The 19,023-nt window shown below is 39.0% G+C and carries 17 protein-coding genes; all 17 read left to right on the top strand.

The window, feature by feature from the left end; translation table 11 throughout:
- The first annotated feature begins 39 nt into the window (after positions 1–39).
- The 17 genes from AB3I27_RS05060 to AB3I27_RS05140 all read left to right on the top strand — a co-directional run bounded on the left by AB3I27_RS05060 (position 40) and on the right by AB3I27_RS05140 (position 18,995).
- Positions 40–492 (top strand): MarR family winged helix-turn-helix transcriptional regulator, encoded by a 453-nt coding sequence (locus tag AB3I27_RS05060; protein WP_002310676.1) that lies wholly within the window; start codon positions 40–42, stop codon positions 490–492.
- A 36-nt stretch (positions 493–528) separates the two neighbouring features.
- Positions 529–1,026, top strand: a complete 498-nt coding sequence (locus AB3I27_RS05065; RefSeq protein WP_002316636.1) for an N-acetyltransferase — start codon at positions 529–531, stop codon at positions 1,024–1,026.
- Between the two features lie 17 nt (positions 1,027–1,043).
- The gene (locus tag AB3I27_RS05070; protein ID WP_104760351.1) at positions 1,044–1,754 is read left to right on the top strand and encodes a B3/4 domain-containing protein; all 711 of its coding nucleotides are present in this window, start codon (positions 1,044–1,046) and stop codon (positions 1,752–1,754) included.
- A gap of 140 nt (positions 1,755–1,894) precedes the next feature.
- Complete coding sequence (locus AB3I27_RS05075; protein ID WP_002349820.1) at positions 1,895–2,317, top strand: VOC family protein; 423 nt, start codon at positions 1,895–1,897, stop codon at positions 2,315–2,317.
- Between the two features lie 19 nt (positions 2,318–2,336).
- Complete coding sequence (locus AB3I27_RS05080) at positions 2,337–2,561, top strand: hypothetical protein (RefSeq protein WP_002294687.1); 225 nt, start codon at positions 2,337–2,339, stop codon at positions 2,559–2,561.
- Positions 2,562–2,805: 244 nt separating this feature from the next.
- The gene (locus AB3I27_RS05085) at positions 2,806–4,119 is read left to right on the top strand and encodes an NCS2 family permease (RefSeq protein ID WP_104760350.1); all 1,314 of its coding nucleotides are present in this window, start codon (positions 2,806–2,808) and stop codon (positions 4,117–4,119) included.
- A gap of 570 nt (positions 4,120–4,689) precedes the next feature.
- Entirely contained in the window at positions 4,690–6,312 is a 1,623-nt protein-coding gene (locus tag AB3I27_RS05090; RefSeq protein ID WP_104760323.1) for an alpha-glucosidase, read from the top strand.
- Between the two features lie 163 nt (positions 6,313–6,475).
- Positions 6,476–6,910, top strand: coding sequence for a MarR family winged helix-turn-helix transcriptional regulator (locus tag AB3I27_RS05095; RefSeq protein WP_002310682.1), 435 nt, complete (start codon positions 6,476–6,478; stop codon positions 6,908–6,910).
- A 102-nt stretch (positions 6,911–7,012) separates the two neighbouring features.
- Positions 7,013–8,104, top strand: a complete 1,092-nt coding sequence (locus AB3I27_RS05100; RefSeq protein WP_104760322.1) for an NADH-dependent flavin oxidoreductase — start codon at positions 7,013–7,015, stop codon at positions 8,102–8,104.
- A gap of 29 nt (positions 8,105–8,133) precedes the next feature.
- On the top strand, positions 8,134–8,811 hold the full coding sequence (locus AB3I27_RS05105) for a type 1 glutamine amidotransferase domain-containing protein (RefSeq protein ID WP_002310684.1): 678 nt from the start codon (positions 8,134–8,136) through the stop codon (positions 8,809–8,811).
- A 344-nt stretch (positions 8,812–9,155) separates the two neighbouring features.
- The gene (locus AB3I27_RS05110; protein ID WP_104760321.1) at positions 9,156–10,451 is read left to right on the top strand and encodes an FAD/NAD(P)-binding oxidoreductase; all 1,296 of its coding nucleotides are present in this window, start codon (positions 9,156–9,158) and stop codon (positions 10,449–10,451) included.
- Positions 10,441–11,901 carry a helix-turn-helix domain-containing protein gene (locus AB3I27_RS05115; RefSeq protein ID WP_002316639.1) on the top strand — a complete coding sequence of 487 codons (1,461 nt, stop codon included), beginning with the start codon at positions 10,441–10,443 and terminating at the stop codon, positions 11,899–11,901. Before AB3I27_RS05110 ends, AB3I27_RS05115 begins: the two co-directional genes overlap by 11 nt.
- A gap of 135 nt (positions 11,902–12,036) precedes the next feature.
- Complete coding sequence (glpK, locus tag AB3I27_RS05120) at positions 12,037–13,533, top strand: glycerol kinase GlpK (protein WP_002314031.1); 1,497 nt, start codon at positions 12,037–12,039, stop codon at positions 13,531–13,533.
- 13 nt (positions 13,534–13,546) lie between these two features.
- Positions 13,547–15,370, top strand: coding sequence for a type 1 glycerol-3-phosphate oxidase (glpO, locus tag AB3I27_RS05125; RefSeq protein ID WP_025478097.1), 1,824 nt, complete (start codon positions 13,547–13,549; stop codon positions 15,368–15,370).
- Positions 15,371–16,087 (top strand): MIP/aquaporin family protein, encoded by a 717-nt coding sequence (locus tag AB3I27_RS05130; protein WP_002292560.1) that lies wholly within the window; start codon positions 15,371–15,373, stop codon positions 16,085–16,087.
- 305 nt (positions 16,088–16,392) lie between these two features.
- Positions 16,393–18,321 carry a mannonate oxidoreductase gene (locus tag AB3I27_RS05135; protein WP_104760320.1) on the top strand — a complete coding sequence of 643 codons (1,929 nt, stop codon included), beginning with the start codon at positions 16,393–16,395 and terminating at the stop codon, positions 18,319–18,321.
- Between the two features lie 119 nt (positions 18,322–18,440).
- Entirely contained in the window at positions 18,441–18,995 is a 555-nt protein-coding gene (locus tag AB3I27_RS05140; protein WP_002310692.1) for a CDP-alcohol phosphatidyltransferase family protein, read from the top strand.
- The last annotated feature ends 28 nt before the right edge of the window (positions 18,996–19,023 follow it).

A 19,023-nucleotide genomic window follows, 5' to 3' on the forward strand; every position in this document is an offset into this window, starting at 1 on the left:
GGTAAACTAGTCTTACAAACAAAATAAAGGTGGGGTGAAATGGCTGAAATTCTTCGAGACATCGGAATGATTGCCCGAGCGCTGGATTCTATCAGCAATATCGAATTCAAAGAAGTTGATTTAACAAGAGGGCAGTATCTTTATTTAGTACGTATTTGCGAAAATCCAGGAATCATCCAAGAAAAACTAGCAGAAATGATCAAAGTAGATCGTACAACGACTGCACGAGCAATCAAGAAATTAGAATCCAATGGGATGATCGAACGTTTGGAAGATAAAGAAAATAAAAAAATCAAGAAACTCTATCCGACTAAAAAAGGAGCAGAAATCTATCCTTTCATCATCCGAGAAAACAACTACTCTAATGCAGTCGCATTAAATGGTCTGTCTGACGAGGAAGCGAAACAACTGGAATATCTTTTAAAGAAAGTATGCAAGAATATTAGCGAAGATTGGAATTTTGTCAAAAAAGGTAATAAAAGGATCTATTGAAAGGAAGAAGCCGTGAATAAATACGAAATTCGAAAAATGACGCCTTCAGATGTAGACTTACTACAACAAATCAGTATCGAAACATTTACAGATACATTTGGAAAAGATAATTCGCCGGAGCATCTAGCTGCTTACTTGAGACAAGCTTATGCGCCAGAAAAACTTACAGAAGAGCTAAAAGAGAAAGAAACTGATTTTTTACTAGTAAGTATCGACCAAGAGCCTGCGGGTTACCTGAAACTAAATATAGGAACGAGTCAATCTGAGGAAATGGATGATCATTTTTTAGAAATCGAGCGAATCTATGTACGAAAAAAATTTAAACATCAAGGTATTGGTACATTTTTACTAGATACAGCTATCAAAAAAGCAAAAGAAAAGCAAAAAACAGCCATTTGGCTCGGTGTGTGGGAACACAACGATGTTGCGCTCGCTTTCTATCGCAAAAGAGGATTTACCAAGTACAGTGAACATATTTTTTATATGGGAGATGATCCCCAAACAGACGATCTATTCATCAAGGAATTATTCTAATCAAGAGGTGTAAACATATGAAAAAAGTAATAGTGGATGCCAATTTTTGGGAAGTATTTCCTGAAGCAACCATCGAAATCTTATCCGCGAGTGGTATCGATAATCACGTAACAGAAGAAACTGAAGAAACGTATCATCAATTATTGAATAGCGCGGCAAAAGAAGCAAGAAATTACCTTACAGAAGAAACATTCAGCCAAAACGAAGTCATTGCTCAGTGGCGTCAGGCTTTTACCACATTCAAGACTAAAAAAGGTGCACGTTCTTCTATTGAAGCTTTACTGAAACGTGCAAATCAAGAACGAGAATTTTTCCCAATCAATCCGCTTGTAGATATTTATAATAGTATTTCCTTGTCTTTTGGCGTACCTTGCGGCGGAGAAGATATCGAAAAGATTTCAGGAAATCTGCATCTAGGAAAAGCCCAAGGTGGCGAATCATTCCTGCCTTTAGGTGCAGATTCCGATGCTCCGGCACTTCCGGAAGAAATCATCTACTATGATGAACAAGGAGCAATCTGTCGCTGTCTCAACTGGCGTGAAGCCCAAAGAACGATGCTGACGGAAGAAACGCAAGCAGCGGTGCTGGTCATTGAATCCATCAATGCTGAACAAGCGGCACGTGGCGCACAGGCAATCGAAGCGTTGAAGGAAAAAATCGATCAAACATTTGGCGTAACTAGTGTTAGACACACACTAACCAAAGATGAATCAGAAGCAGAATTATAAAAGAATCGAAAAAAGAAGAGCGGCATTCATTGCCGTTTTTTTTTGTAAAAAAAGTTTGTGGAGGAAAGCAATCCTAGTAACTATTGCTTTATTTTTCTTGAATAGTATCAAACACAAGGTGTTTGCGCTTTCGTGATATAATGGAATCAGTTTATAGACAGGAAAGAAAATCAAATAGAAAGAAGGGTCAAACGATGATACAAAAAACACGTGTGATGCTTTATGTCAATGACGTAGAGATGATTTGCCGATTCTTTGTAGAAAAAATTGGTGCAGAAATTTCTGAAACAATCGAATTGCCAGAAGAATTTAAGAGTATTGTACTCAGCATCTCAAAAGAATTAGAATTAGGCGTATTCCCAAAAGTATTTGTGCAGAAGTTTTCACCAGAGGTATTAGGACCACCGCCTTCTTTAGTCTTTTTTACGGATGAATTTGAAACTATCTACGAGAACATGGAAGAACCAGGAGAAATCACAGACAACAATGGCGTCTTGACTTTCAATTTTTCGGACCCTGAAGGCAATTATTTTGTTATAGGAAAAGCTGAGTCGTCTGATTGAATAAAAAGGAGGAAAAACAGTGGATCTAATGGGAAGATTAGAAGGTTATTTGAAGTATCGGCGAGCAAAACATAGTGAGAAGCTTCGAGCAAAGAATCTCAAATCAGGAAAAAAGAAGACAAAAGGCTGGGGAAAAATGGTCGATACAGGTTTTGGCGGACTAAATAATCTGAATCCTGTCGATACAAAAGAATTCATCAAAGAAGAACAGAAACGAAATGGTAAAATCAAATCACACTATTGATTTTTGAGACTAGAATGAAGAAACTTTATTAACACAATAAAGAAATTCTTGTAATCCAAAGTGAATGTTCATGAACTTTGAGATAAAGGGATTTAATCAGATGGAACGTTCGGATTTTGCTTAAAATCCGAATTTTTTGTTTACTTATGTTTTGTTTTAGTATATGATAAAACACGTTGTTTTATTAATAAATCGAAATTTTAACGGACTTTATTTATAATGTTCGGATTTAGGGGGATGGAAGATGAAGGAAAAAATACTTTCCTACTTCGAAATAGAAAAATTGAACACCACGGTAAAACGTGAGGTACTGGCAGGATTTACGACATTTATTTCAATGGCCTATATCTTATTTGTAAATCCAACTGTATTAGGCGCTTCTGGAATGGATGAAGGAGCGGTGTTCACTGCGACTGCATTAGCCAGTGCGATTGGCTGTATTTTGATGGGGGTATTAGCCCGTTATCCAATTGGAACGGCACCTGCTCTTGGGATCAATGCTTTCTTTGCTTATTCTGTTTGTTTAGGGATGGGGATCCCATGGGAAACAGCATTGTCCGGCGTATTCGTTGCTTCTTTGATCTTTATTTTGATTACAATCTTCAAACTGCGGGAAATGATCATTGATGCGATCCCAGCAGATTTGAAATATGCGATTTCTGGCGGTATCGGTCTATTTATCGCTTTCCTTGGTCTGAGCGAAGGTGGGATCATCGTTTCGAATGAATCTACATTAGTAGGATTAGGATCACTCAACGTTGGTTCTACTTGGTTGACGATTTTTGGATTAGTCGTAACTGCTATCTTGCTTGTTCGGCGTGTACCAGGTGGCATCTTCATCGGGATGGCAGCTACAACGATTTTAGGTCTGGTCACAGGTTTGATTCCAATGCCTTCTGAAATTGTTGCCGCAGCACCAAGTTTGAAACCAACATTTTTAGTTGCATTAAAACATGTAGGGGACATCAATTCTCTTCAAATGTGGGTCGTAGTGCTGACATTCTTGCTTGTGACTTTCTTTGATACAGCAGGAACTTTAGTTGGATTAGCAAACCAAGCAGGTTTCATGAAAGACAACAAGATGCCTCGTGTAGGGAAAGCTTTAGCTTCTGACTCAACAGCTATGCTTGCGGGTTCCTTATTAGGTACTTCTCCTGTTGGTGCATTTGTAGAATCATCAGCTGGTATCGCCGTTGGAGGACGTTCAGGTATCACAGCTATTACTACAGGGATTTTCTTCTTGTTAGGCTTGTTCTTTTCTCCATTACTATCAGTTGTTACTTCACAAGTAACTGCACCAGCATTGATTATGGTAGGAGTATTGATGGCACAATCTTTGCGACAAATCGAATGGGGAAACTTAGAGATTGCGATCCCTTCATTCTTGATCTTGATCGGCATGCCTTTGACTTATAGTATTTCAGATGGGATTGCATTAGGTTTTATCTTCTATCCAATTACCATGTTAGCAGCTAAAAGAGGAAAAGAAGTATCTCCAATCATGTATGGTCTGTTCTTTGTATTCGTGGGATTCATGTGGATATTGAATGTGAAATAAAGAGGTTGTGAAATCAGCGTTCTGGCCTGAGTATTAGAGAAAAAAACGAAAAAATAGTTTCTTATATTTTGCCGTTTTTTGAGCTAATACCGAGGGACAGCTGAGTGAACACCGTTTATAAAGAGGTTGTGAAATCAGCGTTCTGGCCTGAGTATTAGAGAAAAAAACGAAAAAATAGTTTCTTATATTTTGCCGTTTTTTGAGCTAATACCGAGGGACAGCTGAGTGAACACCGTTTATAAAGAGGTTGTGAAATCAGTGTTCTGGCCTGAGTATTAGAGAAAAAAACGAAAAAAATAGTTTCTTATATTTTGCCGTTTTTTGAGCTAATACCGAGGGACAGCTGAGTGAACACCGTTTATAAAGAAGTTGTGAAATCAGCATTCTTCCCTGCATAAATCAATCCTTTCAAAAAACAGTTGAGGGAATTTCCTCAGCTGTTTTTTCGTTTTATTCTGTTACCGATAACAAGGTGCAATAGCTATTTGAAAGCGTTACAATTTTTAGTGAGAGAGACTAAAATAAATGATTAAGCAAAAAATAGAAACATCCATTTATAGGAGGAAAATCATGGAACAAAAATGGTGGCACCAGTCAGTTGTTTATCAAATCTATCCAAGAAGTTTTCAAGATTCAAATCAAGATGGTATTGGAGATTTGCAGGGGATTATTTCCAGGTTGGATTATCTGGCGTATTTAGGTATTGATGCAATTTGGCTTTCTCCAGTATACGAGTCTCCGAATGATGACAATGGGTATGATATCAGTAATTATCAAGCAATCATGGCAGAATTCGGTACGATGGAAGAAATGGAAGAACTGATTGAAGAAGCAAAGAAAAGAAATATCCGTATCATCATGGATCTGGTGGTGAATCATACTTCTGATGAACATCCGTGGTTCATTGAGGCCCGTAAAAATAAAGAAAATCCTTATCGGGACTATTATATTTGGCGTGATCCGGTCAATGGAAAAGAGCCTAATAGATTGCGCTCAATATTCAGTGGTTCTGCTTGGCAGTTGGATGAAAAAACGGGGCAATATTTTCTGCACTTGTATAGCAAGCGTCAACCTGATTTGAATTGGAAAAATAAACAGGTTCGCCAAGAGATTTATCAAATGATGAATTTCTGGATCGATAAAGGTATTGGTGGCTTTCGTATGGACGTGATCGATATGATTGGCAAAGAACCGGATAAAGAAATCACAAGTAATGGACCTAAACTGCATGAGTATCTTCAGGAAATGAATCAAGCAACTTTTGGTGACAAAAATCTGATGACTGTTGGCGAAACATGGGGAGCAACTACCGAAATCGCTAAACTTTATTCCAATCCTAAAAGAAATGAATTATCCATGGTCTTCCAATTCGAACACATAGGATTAGATCAGCAAGAAGGCAAAGACAAATGGGATTTGAAACCCTTGAGTATCTCTGAACTGAAAAAAGTATTATCCAAATGGCAAACATCTTTAGGTGATGAAGGATGGAATAGTTTATTTTGGAATAATCACGATCTTCCGCGAATTGTTTCTCGTTGGGGAAATGACGATGTGTATCGAAAAGAAAGTGCCAAGATGTTTGCTATCTTGCTCCATATGATGAAAGGCACCCCTTATATCTATCAAGGAGAAGAGTTAGGCATGACGAATTGCCCAATCGATGATATCGCGGAAGCAAAAGATATTGAGACAATCAATATGTATAACGAAAGGATTTCTTCTGGATTTACAAAAGAGGAAATCTTGGAATCAATCAATGCGAAAGGAAGAGACAATGCTAGGACGCCTATGCAATGGAACGCCCGTGAATATGCTGGGTTTACTACTGGAATTCCATGGCTTCGAGTCAACCCAAATTATAAAGAAATCAATGCAGAAGAAGCGTTAGCAGATCAAGATTCTGTTTTTTATATGTACAAGAAATTGATCGATTTGCGTAGAAAACATGACATCATCGTCTGGGGAGACTATGAATTAGTGGAAAAGACGCCTGAGCATGTCTTTGCCTATTCTCGCATATATGAAGACCAGCGATGGCTCGTTGTTTGCAATATGTCCAGTGAAAAACAGGTGTTCACTGTTCCACGTGAAGCTTTAAGGATTATTGTGTCAAATTATCCTCTGAAACAGTTACCAGACGGCAAAGTCGAGTTACGACCATATGAAGCATTTGTGGTGGAAGTAAAATAAAGAAAAGCTTATTTGATTGAAACGTATTACCGAGAGGTTGTGACATATTTTTTGTCACAACTTCTTTTTCTCAAAACTAAACAGAGGAGGCGGTCATTACTCCGTGTTTTTTGACAAAAAATAAAAATCATACTATGATATGTACGCCAATGGAGGGGATGAAATGGAAAAGCCAATTGAAAAAGCGTTGGATGAATGTCTTTTCTTTAGTGTGAAAAAGCTTGATCGCATGTTGAATAAATTAGCTGATGAAGCATTTAGAAAAACAGGCCTGGCACCAACATATGGATTTATTTTATTGATATTAAAAGAAAAAGATGGTATACCGCAAAAAGATATTGCGCAAATGCTCTATTCTGCGCCTTCAACAATCGCTCGTTTTGTTGAAAAATTAGAATATAAAGGATACGTCAAAACAGTTAGCGAAGGACGCTTGTCATTGGTTTATCTTACAGAACAAGGACGCCAATTTACTAAGGAAGTCGATGGTAGCTGGGAAGAACTCCATCAGTCGTACAAAGCAGTCTTGGGAAATGAAGCAAGTAAAGAATTAGCCGAGATAATGAATGAAGCAACAGATAAGTTACAAAAAAAATAAAAATTTTTTTAAGCAAAATAGTTGCATGTACAACTAATCGAGTGGTTTAATGATAGATGATTCTCGATAGGTTAATTAGAGCAATTCATGGGAGGAATAACAATGTCACAATTTGATCAATCAATTACTTTACCTTCAGGAGTTCAATTGAAGAATCGATTGATGCTGTCGCCTATGACGACACAACTCAGCTTCTTCAATGGTGTGATCACCGAAGATGAGATTACTTATTATAAACAACGTTCTAAAGGACTTGGTGCTGTTATTACTGGTGCTGCAAATGTCCAAGATATCGGAAAAGGTTGGCCAGGTGAACTGAGCATCGCTCATGATGAAATGATTTCTCGGTTAAGTGAACTAGCTAAAGCAATCCAAGGAGACGGTGCAAAAGCGATTGTTCAGATTTTCCACGGTGGACGAATGACTAGTCGAGCTACTCTATCCGGAGAACAGCCTGTATCTGCAAGTGCAGTTGCAGCGGAACGACCTGATGCAGAAACACCGCGAGCATTAAGTGAAAATGAAATCAAAGAAACAATCCAAGCATTTGGCGAAGCCACACGCAGAGCGATTGAATCAGGATTTGATGGTATCGAGTTGCATGGAGCAAATACGTATTTGATCCAACAATTTTTCTCTCCACATTCGAATAGACGAGAGGATCAATGGGGCGGTAGCTTAGAAAATCGCTATCGTTTTATTGACGAATTATTAACAACGGTTTTCTCAACGGTTGAAAAATATGCAAAAAAACCATTCATCGTAGGGTATCGTTTCTCACCAGAAGAATATGAAACACCAGGTATTCGTTTTGAAGACACGATCTGGCTTCTTGAACGATTACGTGAGACAAAACTAGATTATCTGCATGTTTCATTAAATGCGTATGATCGAAGAGCCCGTTCTGATAAATACAGCGATCAGTCGATTCTTGAAGCTGTCCACGACACGATCCAAGGAAAGATCCCTTTAATTGGTGTTGGAGGCATCCGTACTCGCAAAGATGTAGAGCAAGTACTGAAATATGCAGAACTTGCAGCAATTGGACAGCAAATGATCGTCGATCCTGACTGGGCAGAGAAGTTATTGGAAAACCGTGAGGATGAATTTGTAACGAAACCTTTTGAAGAAGCATATAAAGAGCTTTATTTGCCAAGTCCATTATATAATTTCTTGAAAGCACGTTATCAATAACTCAATTTTTATAGAAAGAGGATGGAAAAATGAAAGTATTGATCGTATTAACAAATGTAGAAAAGTACGAAAAGATCGAGCGTCCTACAGGTTTGTGGTTAAGTGAACTAACTCATTTTTATGATGTATTAGTAAAAAATGGAATCGATGCAGATTTTGTCAGTCCTAAAGGTGGATATGTACCTTTAGAACCGCAAAGCGTTTTGAATATGGATGAAATCGATTGGGCCTATTATAAAGATGAAGATTTCAGAAATCGGGCCTTGGGAAATACCTTACGTCCTGATGATGTGGATGCAAAAGATTATGCAGCAGTTTATTATGCTGGTGGCCACGGAACAATGTGGGATTTTCCAGAAGCAACAGATCTTGGGAAAGTTGCTTCACAAATCTATCGAAATGAAGGACTGGTCTCAGCTGTTTGTCACGGTGTTGTCGGATTGTTGCCAGTTACAGATGAATCTGGAAAGTCTATTTTAGCTGGACGCACAGTGACTGGATTCAGTAATGAAGAAGAGGAAGCCAATGGTACAACGAATGAAGTACCATTCTTAGCAGAAGATGCTTTGAAAGAAAAAGGAGCTGACTATCAGTCAGGTCCAGCTTTTTCAGAAGTCGTTCAAATCGATGGACGTCTTCTTACAGGGCAAAACCCTCAATCTGCTCATCAATTGGGCGAAGTAGTGGTTGAAGCATTAAAGCATTAAAAATTGTCAACATAAAAATGATAGGTCTATTCTAACTATTACATTACACACGCTAAAACTCGTCTTTTCGTTCTTTTCTGTTTCCTATTTGGACAGAGGTACGCAAAAGGCGAGTTTTTTGCCTTTCTAAGAGTACATTTTTTGAAACATCTCTTCAGAAATGATACTCTTCAATTAGGTCAACTAATTTATTACTGAGAAGCAGACCTAGTCACACGGTAGGATGGAGAGAGTGTGTTCTGCTACGCTGCTATGGATCATAGGAATGAGTAAACATGGTTTAAGAACATTGTGATTTCAGCCCATGTTGGCAGTCGCACACTTAATAAGAAAGAGGAATGCAGATGAACATTGTAATTGTCGGCGGGTCGTTTGCAGGGATTCATGCGGCTATTTATCTTCGCCAATTGATACCAACAAGTGAAATATATTTGATTGAAAAGCAATCGAAGTTAGGGTGGATTCCCAGCGGATTCAATCTGATAGTAAAAGGAAAGGTCACCAGTGAAAAACAACTTTCTTGGATCACCAAAGAAGAGCTGATTGACCGCTATCGTATCCATGTTTACACAGAAAAGACGGTAATAGGATTGGAAGAAAAGAAAGTCATTTTAGCAGGCGGAGACAAACTGGATTTTGACCGTTTGATTTTGGCGACTGGCTCAAATCAAAATTTTCGAAATGTTCCTGCAGAAGCAAGATTCATTCACTCAGTTAAAAAGATACAAAACATAGCTTCTCTTCAGCAAAAGATCATGGATGCAAAAAAAATTGCCATCATTGGAGCAGGTCAAGCAGGGATCGAAATAGCTGAAGGGTTAGCATCAGGAAAAACACAAATCCATCTTTATGAAAGTCGAAAGTCGATTCTTTTTCGTTACCTAGACCCTGAAATGACGGAACCGTTAGTAAAGGAAATGAAAAATCAAGGGATATCGCTTTTCTTAGAAGAGCAAGTCGTATCTTTATCCGAAAATGAAACCGCTGTAGTAGAGACGGAAAGAAGATGGGAAAACTATGATCTTGTTTTGCTGGCTAACCATTCTCGCCCCGACAATCAGATGTGGGAAGAACAATTAACATTGAATGATGATGGAACGATCTGGGTAGATGACTATTTGCAAACGTCTCAAAAAGACGTCTATGCAATTGGCGATGCAATCCAAGTCACTTTTCGCCCAACAAATGAAAAAATGTACGTTTCTCTAGTAAACAACGCTGTCCGTACAGCGCGAAATGTCAGCAAGACAATTAGCGGCTCCGCGACAAAGGATCAGGGAACCTACCGACCAGTCGGCAATCAGTGGTTTGGCTATTTCTTAGGAAGCGTAGGTATGACAGAAGAAGAAAGCATTTTTTATCCCCAAAAAATTGAAACAGGGTACGCGGAATACAAGCTTGCAGCAATAAACCAAAGCAAAGTCAAAATCAAATTCCTATTTGATTCTGAAAAAAAGATTCTTGGAGCACAGCTCCAAAGCAGAAAAGAAATGTTCCATCTTCTTGACCAACTGACAATCGCAGTAGAAGAAGGCTGGACGTTCGAACAGTTAGAAGAACATGAGCTGTTTTTCCAGCCAGAATATCGTGTGCCTGATATGGTGTGGTCAAAGGTGGCGAATACTGCCTATGAAGATTGAAGCATTATTAGAAAGAAAAGAGCAGTTACAGATCCTGATTTTGCGAAACCTTGTTCTGCAAGGGGGAACAGCCTCTATCAATGGATTGAGAGAGCATGTCCAACTGTCAAAAACTTCTTTTGATCAATATTTGGAAGATATTGAATTGATTGGCCGGATGATGGGAAAAAAAGTAGAAGTACAGCGAAACGAGTATCAGGCGCTGCTTGTGTTGGACGAAGATGTCAGTTTGGAAAAAATTCTTTTGTTTTTATTACAGGAAAGCTTGAAGTTTAAAATGCTTGTCTATTTATTAGAACACCAGCAAGTATCCATCGTTCGATTAGCGACAGCGTTTAATATCAGTGAGTCTTCTGTTTTTCGAAAAATCAAAGAATTGAACCAGCTCTTAGAGGAATTTGGATTACAAATCAAAAACGGTCAATTATACGGAGAAGAGCTACAGATCCGATATTTTTATTATGAATTATTCCAATATATCCCGGAAGACCAACGACCGTTTTTTTTGCAAAATACACCAGAAAAAAGACCATTCATTCTAGGATTGGGTCGCGTATTAGAAACGACGTTTACGGCATCAGCAGAAGCACAGATTGCTTGCTGGCTCGGGATCACGAAAAAAAGACTATTGAATGAAAAAAGTACGTACGCAACTTTGGAAGAAAAGAAATTACTCTATCAGTCGGATCGGCTTTATCAAGCAATCGATCCAATCATCGTGATGCATCTTAGTCGAACAGCAGCAGAACTGAATGTATACGAAACAATGATGTTTTACAGCTTTTTTGTTTCTTTTTCGATAGTAGACGAAGAAATATTTTATCAATATGATTTGACACGGAGCAAAAAGTTACCCACAGCTGTTTTGGATACTTATATTCGGGAAACGATGCTATGGCATTATCGTCCTCGTCGTTTGAAAATCAAAGAGGAAAAAGCAGTAGGCTACCAAATTTCACAAATCAACAATGAATGGTTTTTCTTTGTTGGAAAGATCGAAGTCTACGAGCGTGATCGGCTTTTGGAGCAGCAGCAAAAAATGCTTGGGCATTCCTTAACACAGTTATTGGAGAAACTGCAGGAAACAGCGATGCAGCAATTGCCAAGGAAAAGCGCCGAAGACAGTGCACTTAGTTATCTGATGATCCAGTATGCCAATGTTCTTTTGATGATCGATTTTTATATTGCGAAACCAGTAGTGATAGGGATCGATTTAGAAAGTTTGCCTATTTATCGTATTGCTTTCCAACAGTATCTGATCAGAGAACTGAGAGGAGTCAGCGGTATTGAGATTGAAAGTTATGAAGAAGGAAAAAACTATGATTTGGTCATAACGTTTTGTCAGAGAAACAAGCAACAGAGTGAATATTATCTATCAGAATTTGCGTCGCCTTATGACATTATCCGATTGAAAAGAAGAATAGAAATGTTGAAAAAAGAAAAGAATTAATCAAAAACTAGCATCATAATGAAAAACTGTCAAAAAAAGAAAAAACGAATAAAATTTTGACAGTTTCTTTTTTTAAATGAGTAGTATGATAAAAGTAGTTAAAGAAAGCGTTTGCAGATAATGGAGGGAATCACAATGACAGAACCAACGTATATCATGGCGATTGACCAAGGTACAACTAGCTCACGAGCAATTATCTTTGACAAGAAAGGAAGACATATCGGCAGTTCTCAAAAAGAGTTCACGCAATATTTCCCGCAAGAAAGCTGGGTTGAACATGATGCAAATGAAATCTGGAATTCTGTACAGTCAGTTATTGCCGGAGCTTTCATCGAATCAGGGATCAAACCAAATCAGATTGCTGGGATTGGCATAACGAACCAGCGTGAAACAACAGTAATCTGGGAAAAAGATACAGGACGTCCAATCTATCATGCAGTTGTTTGGCAATCCAGACAATCAGCTGGAATTGCAGATAACTTAAAAAATGAAGGATATCAAGAATTTTTCCACGAAAAAACAGGACTAGTGATCGATGCCTATTTCTCAGCAACGAAGATTCGCTGGATTCTTGATCATGTAGAAGGTGCGCAAGAACGCGCTGAAAAAGGCGAGTTAATGTTTGGAACGATTGATTCGTGGTTAGTATGGAAACTGACCGATGGACAAGCACATGTTACTGATTACTCGAATGCTAGTCGGACGATGTTGTTCAATATCCATCAGCTAGATTGGGATCAGGAAATTTTGGATTTATTGAATATTCCTCGAGTGATGTTACCAAAAGTTACTTCTAACTCAGAAGTTTATGGTTATACGCAAGGTTATCATTTTTATGGAAGCGAAGCACCAATTTCAGGGATGGCAGGAGACCAGCAAGCTGCATTATTCGGACAAATGGCATTCGAACCAGGGATGGTCAAGAATACTTATGGTACAGGTTCATTTATTGTCATGAATACCGGTGAAAAACCGCAATTATCCAAAAATAATTTATTGACGACAATTGGTTACGGCATAAATGGAAAGGTGTACTATGCTTTAGAAGGAAGTATTTTTGTGGCTGGTTCTTCGATTCAATGGCTGAGAGATGGACTTCAAATGTTGCAAAAAGCTAGTGATTCGGAAGACGCGGCAAAACGCTCCACAAACGAAGATGAGGTCTATGTTGTTCCTGCATTTGTTGGACTGGGGGCTCCTTATTGGGATCAGTCAGCGCGAGGGGCTATGTTTGGTTTGACACGTGGAACGACAAAAGAAGATATCATTAAAGCTACTTTGCAGTCGATTGCCTATCAAGTGAGAGATATCATCGATACGATGCAAGATGACACTGGAATCAATATTCCTGTATTGAAAGTGGATGGCGGTGCAGCAAATAATGAATATCTGATGCAATTCCAAACAGATATCTTGAATGTACCGATCCAACGAGCAGAAAATTTGGAAACAACAGCACTAGGGGCAGCATTTTTAGCAGGATTAGCTGTCGGTTATTGGAAAGATACAGATGAGATCCGCGAATTTTATGAAGCTGGTAAGTTATTTGAAGTTCAAATGGAGGAAGAGCGCCGAGAAAAACTTTACAATGGCTGGAAAAAAGCAGTAAAAGCTACCCAAGCATTTGAATAAGGAGGAAATCCATATGTTTTCAAACAAGACAAGACAAGATAGCATTCAAAAAATGAAGCAAGAAGAATTGGATCTGTTGATCATCGGTGGCGGAATCACTGGTGCCGGTGTGGCAGTCCAAGCAGCAGCATCAGGAATCAAAACAGGATTGATCGAAATGCAAGATTTTGCAGAAGGGACGTCCTCTCGCTCGACCAAACTTGTGCATGGCGGTATTCGTTATCTGAAAACATTTGATGTGGAAGTAGTAGCTGACACAGTTGGTGAACGTGCAGTCGTACAAGGTATTGCCCCACACATCCCAAAACCAGATCCAATGCTTTTACCAATCTATGAAGATGAAGGAGCAACAACCTTCAATATGTTCTCCGTCAAAGTAGCAATGGACCTTTACGACAAACTGGCAAATGTGACAGGAACTAAATATGAGAACTATACCCTGACACCAGAAGAAGTATTGGAAAGAGAACCATTTTTGAAAAAAGAAGGACTAAAAGGTGCAGGTGTTTACCTTGATTTCCGCAACAATGATGCCCGTTTAGTGATCGATAATATCAAAAAAGCTGCAGAAGATGGGGCTTATCTAGTAAGTAAAATGAAAGCGGTTGGCTTCTTATATGAGGGCGATCAAATCGTTGGCGTCAAAGCTCGTGATCTGCTGACAGATGAAGTGATCGAGATCAAAGCAAAATTAGTGATCAATACGAGTGGTCCTTGGGTAGATAAAGTACGGAACTTGAATTTTACGCGTCCAGTCTCTCCTAAAATGCGTCCAACCAAAGGGATCCATTTAGTCGTAGATGCGAAAAAACTGCCTGTACCACAACCCACATACTTCGATACAGGAAAACAAGATGGGCGGATGGTCTTTGCTATCCCAAGAGAAAACAAGACTTACTTTGGCACAACAGATACGGATTACCAAGGAGACTTTACGGATCCGAAAGTCACACAAGAAGATGTGGATTATCTATTGGATGTAATCAACCATCGCTATCCAGAAGCAAATATCACATTGGCAGATATCGAAGCAAGCTGGGCAGGACTTCGTCCACTATTGATTGGTAATTCTGGTTCTGATTATAATGGTGGAGATAATGGATCGATTTCAGATAAGAGCTTCAATAAAGTAGTTGATACAGTGAGTGAATATAAGGAAAATAAAGTTTCACGTGCTGAAGTAGAAGATGTGTTAAACCATTTGGAAAACAGCCGTGATGAAAAAGCACCTTCTACGATTTCCAGAGGTAGTTCTTTAGAAAGAGAACCAGATGGATTGCTGACTTTATCAGGTGGGAAAATCACCGATTACCGTAAGATGGCAGAAGGAGCTTTACGATTGATTCGTCAGCTGTTAAAAGAAGAATACGGAATAGAGACGAAAGAAATCGACTCTAAAAAATATCAGATTTCAGGTGGAAATTTCGATCCAACGAAATTAGAAGAAACAGTGAAGGAATTAGCAAAAGAAGGAGTAGCAGCCGGTTTAGAGGAAGAAGATGCTACTTATATCGCTGATTTTTACGGGACTAATGCTCGACGTATCTTTGAATTAGCAAAAGAAATGGCACCTTATTCTGGTTTGAGTCTCGCTGAGTCAGCTCGGTTACGTTATGGCTTAGAAGAAGAAATGGTTTTGGCTCCAGGTGATTATCTCATTCGTCGGACGAATCATCTGTTGTTTGAACGAGATCAGCTGGATGAGATCAAGCAACCTGTGATCGATGCAATTGCTGGGTATTTTGGGTGGACAGAAGAAGAGAAAGCGCAACAGACTAAACGTTTAGAAGCATTGATCGCAGAATCAGATCTGCGGGAACTAAAGGGGGAGAAATAAATGAACAGTGATATGACTCAAATCATGGGGGAGTTTATTGGGACATTGATCCTAGTCTTGCTTGGAGATGGTGTGTGTGCAGCTGTGAATCTAAACAAAAGTAAAGCACAAGCTTCTGGATGGATTGTCATCGCATTTGGTTGGGGACTTGCTGTAACAATGGCTGTCTATATTTCTGGATTCATGGGCCCAGCTCATTTGAATCCTGCAGTCTCTCTAGCTATGGCGATGACAGGGGCAATTAGTTGGAATCTTGTCGTTCCTTTCATCATTGCGCAAGTTTTAGGAGCTTTTGCAGGGGCCATTCTTGTTTGGCTTTCTTATTTGCCACATTGGAATGCAACGAAAGATGAAAGTGCGATTTTAGGTACGTTTGCAACAGGTCCTGCTATACGGAATTATCCAGCAAATGTAATCACAGAATTAATTGGTACATTTGTATTAGTTCTTGGGTTGCTAGCTTTTGGACAAAACGAATTTGCACCTGGAACGAACGTATTCGCTGTAGGTGGATTGATCTTAGCTATCGGTCTTTCATTAGGAGGACCAACAGGATACGCAATCAACCCTGCTCGGGACTTTGGTCCTCGATTAGCACATGCGGTATTGCCAATAGCTAATAAAGGAACTTCAGATTGGGCATATTCATGGGTACCAATTGCAGGCCCAATGATTGGAGCAATTATCGCGGTAGGTGTCTATTCGTTAATGGTGTAAGTCTATAAAACATACTAATATTTGACAATCAAAAGGCGTCTTGCTATAGTTAAGTGGAAAATAAATAAGACCTAGAAGAATGGGGAATGTTTTGTGAGTGTAGCTGGTATCTAATCAGTAAGTCGAATAGCCAATAAACAAGGTTTATTTGGTGTGCTTATGAAACGGTACCTGTCAGGAAAACAATATCTTTGTATTCTAATGAGGATAGGACATGACTTTTTTAAGCTGTGTTCTATCCTTTTATTTATCTCTAGGCCCTTATTTATTTTGGGACAGGTATCTCTTCAAGAAAAGGAGAGAGTATGAACAACGAAATGATTAGTCAATTACAATTTGATCGGATCAAAAAGGAAATCCAAGCAAGAGCAATCGGAAACTATAGCAAAAAACGAATCAGCAATATGACGGCCTCGACAAACCTACAAACCGTCTTAGATCGTCAAGAAGAAACAAGAGAAGCACGCTTGATCTTAGAAAGTAGTCAGCATGTTCCATTTATGGGATTGCCGAGGATCGATACACTGACAGAACAAGTCAAAAAAGGGTTGGTTCTGTCGCCCGCTGATTTGATCGAATATGCGGATTTTCTAAGAAGCAGTCAGATGATCACAAAGTTTTTTGATAAGAATCAATACCAGGCACCTTTGTTGTTTGCTTATAGCAAGCATCTTCCTGATTTGATAAATGTAGAAGAGTTGATTGACCAAAAAATAAAAAATAATAAAGTCAGTGACGATGCTTCACGTAATCTGCGTAAAGTACGCAAACAATTACAAATAATCGAAAAAGAAATCCAGTCAAAATTGCTGAAATTCTTACGTCATCCGAAAAACAAAGAAATGATCCAAGAAGCAATGATTGTTCAAAAAGGTGAATATTATACGATTCCTATCAAAGTCAGCTATAAAAATAAAGTAGATGGGACGATCGTCGATGAATCGAACAAAGGAACGACGGTTTTTATTGAACCGACTGTGGTTTCTAAACTGAATGAACACTATCAATTGTTAAAAGCTGAAGAAATCAGTGAAGAATATCAAGTTCTGGCTGCATTGACTGGTGCTATTGCAGAAAATGAAGAAGCAATCGATTTATTGATCGAAACGATGACGGTATTAGATATCATTTTTGCTCGGGCAAAACTCAGTCGAGAAATCAATGGGATCACGCCTAAAATCAATAAATCAGAACATATCGTCATCAAACAAGGCAGACATCCATTTTTACCTGATCATGCGGTACCATTGGATATTGAAATCGGTAAAGACTATCGAGGCTTGATTATCACTGGAGCAAATGCCGGCGGTAAAACAGTCGTGTTGAAGACGGTCGGTTTATTGACTTTGATGGCGATGTTCGGCATGCAAGTTCCGGCAAAAGAAGGGACAGAGCTTGCTGTCTTTGATGAGGTTTTCGTCGATGTCGGTGACCACCAAAATTTAGAAAATGCGTTGAGCACATTTTCTGGTCATATGCAAAACATCGCTGCTATTTTGAAAAAGATAAAAAGGAATACATTGGTACTTCTGGATGAGATTGGCAGTGGAACAGAGCCAAATGAAGGGGCTGCATTAGCGATTGCAATCATGGAATCTATGTATGAGCAGGGGGCATTGATCATTGCCACGACCCATTATGGAGAAATTAAGAAATTTGCCAGGGATCATGAAGATTTTGTGCCGGCTGCTATGGCTTTCGATCGGGAAGCACTTCGTCCTAAATATCAATTGCGTGTTGGAGAAACAGGAGAAAGCCAAGCTTTATGGATTGCACATAAAATGGCTATGTCTATGAAATTGATCCAGCAAGCAGAGCGTTACCTGGAGGAAAAAGCCTACCGGACACAGAAAAAAGAATTTCCTCCTAAGACAGCAGTTATAACTAGGAAGGACAATAAAAAAGAACGCCAGCTCTTTGCAAAAGGCGATCGAATATTTGTGAATGAATACCAAAAAGAAGCATTAGTTTATGAGGATATAGGTGAAGATACGATTGCCGTATATTTAGAAAAAGAAATGATCCGTGTGCCTCGTCAGCGTGTTCGTCTGGTGCGTTCAGCAGAAAATCTGTACCCGACAGGTTACGATTTAGACAGTCTGTTTATCGATTTTAAAACACGGAAACAGCAGCGTGACCTAGAGCGAGGATCAAAAAAAGCCCATAAAGCGTTAGTAAAAGAAATGCGTAAACGACAGGAAGAAAGAAGAGCAAAAGATGAAAAAAGCAAGTGATTATTTCAGACCAACTCATATGATCAGTGATTGCAAAAAAATAACAGCAGTAAAATCATTGGTTTTATTCTCTATGTAAGCTAAAATAAAAAAGAGTGCTGAGGAGGTGGGTCGGTCAAATGAAAATAAGCACAAACTGGCGTAAAGAAATCCAAACGATTCCGAATCTTTTATCGATATTCCGTATTCTCTTGCTGCCGATTTATCTTTATTTTGTGCTGAGACAGTCGTTTTATGTAGCAGGCACGATAATTGTTGTCTCAGGATTGTCTGATTATTTAGATGGGGTCATTGCTCGGAGATATAATCAGGTAACAGACTTAGGGAAGGTACTTGATCCGTTTGCAGATAAATTGACACAACTTTTCCTGATTTTGTCTATGGCATGGTATCGACCGTGGCTTTGGCTATTGTTTGGTCTATTCTTGATAAAAGAAGGCTTTATGTTTGTAGCTGGATTAATCGGGCTATCTAAAAATATCAAATTAAGTGGTGCGAAGTGGTATGGCAAAGTAGCGACTGCTGTCATCTATGTTGGCATGATCCTTTTGTTGCTTTTCCCAGAATTACCAACGCTGTGGGTGAGAGTCATTTTTGCCGTCATCACTTACGGTCTTTTACAATCTTTTATCTTGTATGCTGTCGAGTACCGAAAGATGTTTCAAAGAAAATAAAGAAGGGGTGTGACCTATGTCGCACTCC

The sequence above is a fragment of the Enterococcus sp. C46 genome (assembly GCF_040887565.1).
Lineage (GTDB): Bacteria > Bacillota > Bacilli > Lactobacillales > Enterococcaceae > Enterococcus_B > Enterococcus_B lactis.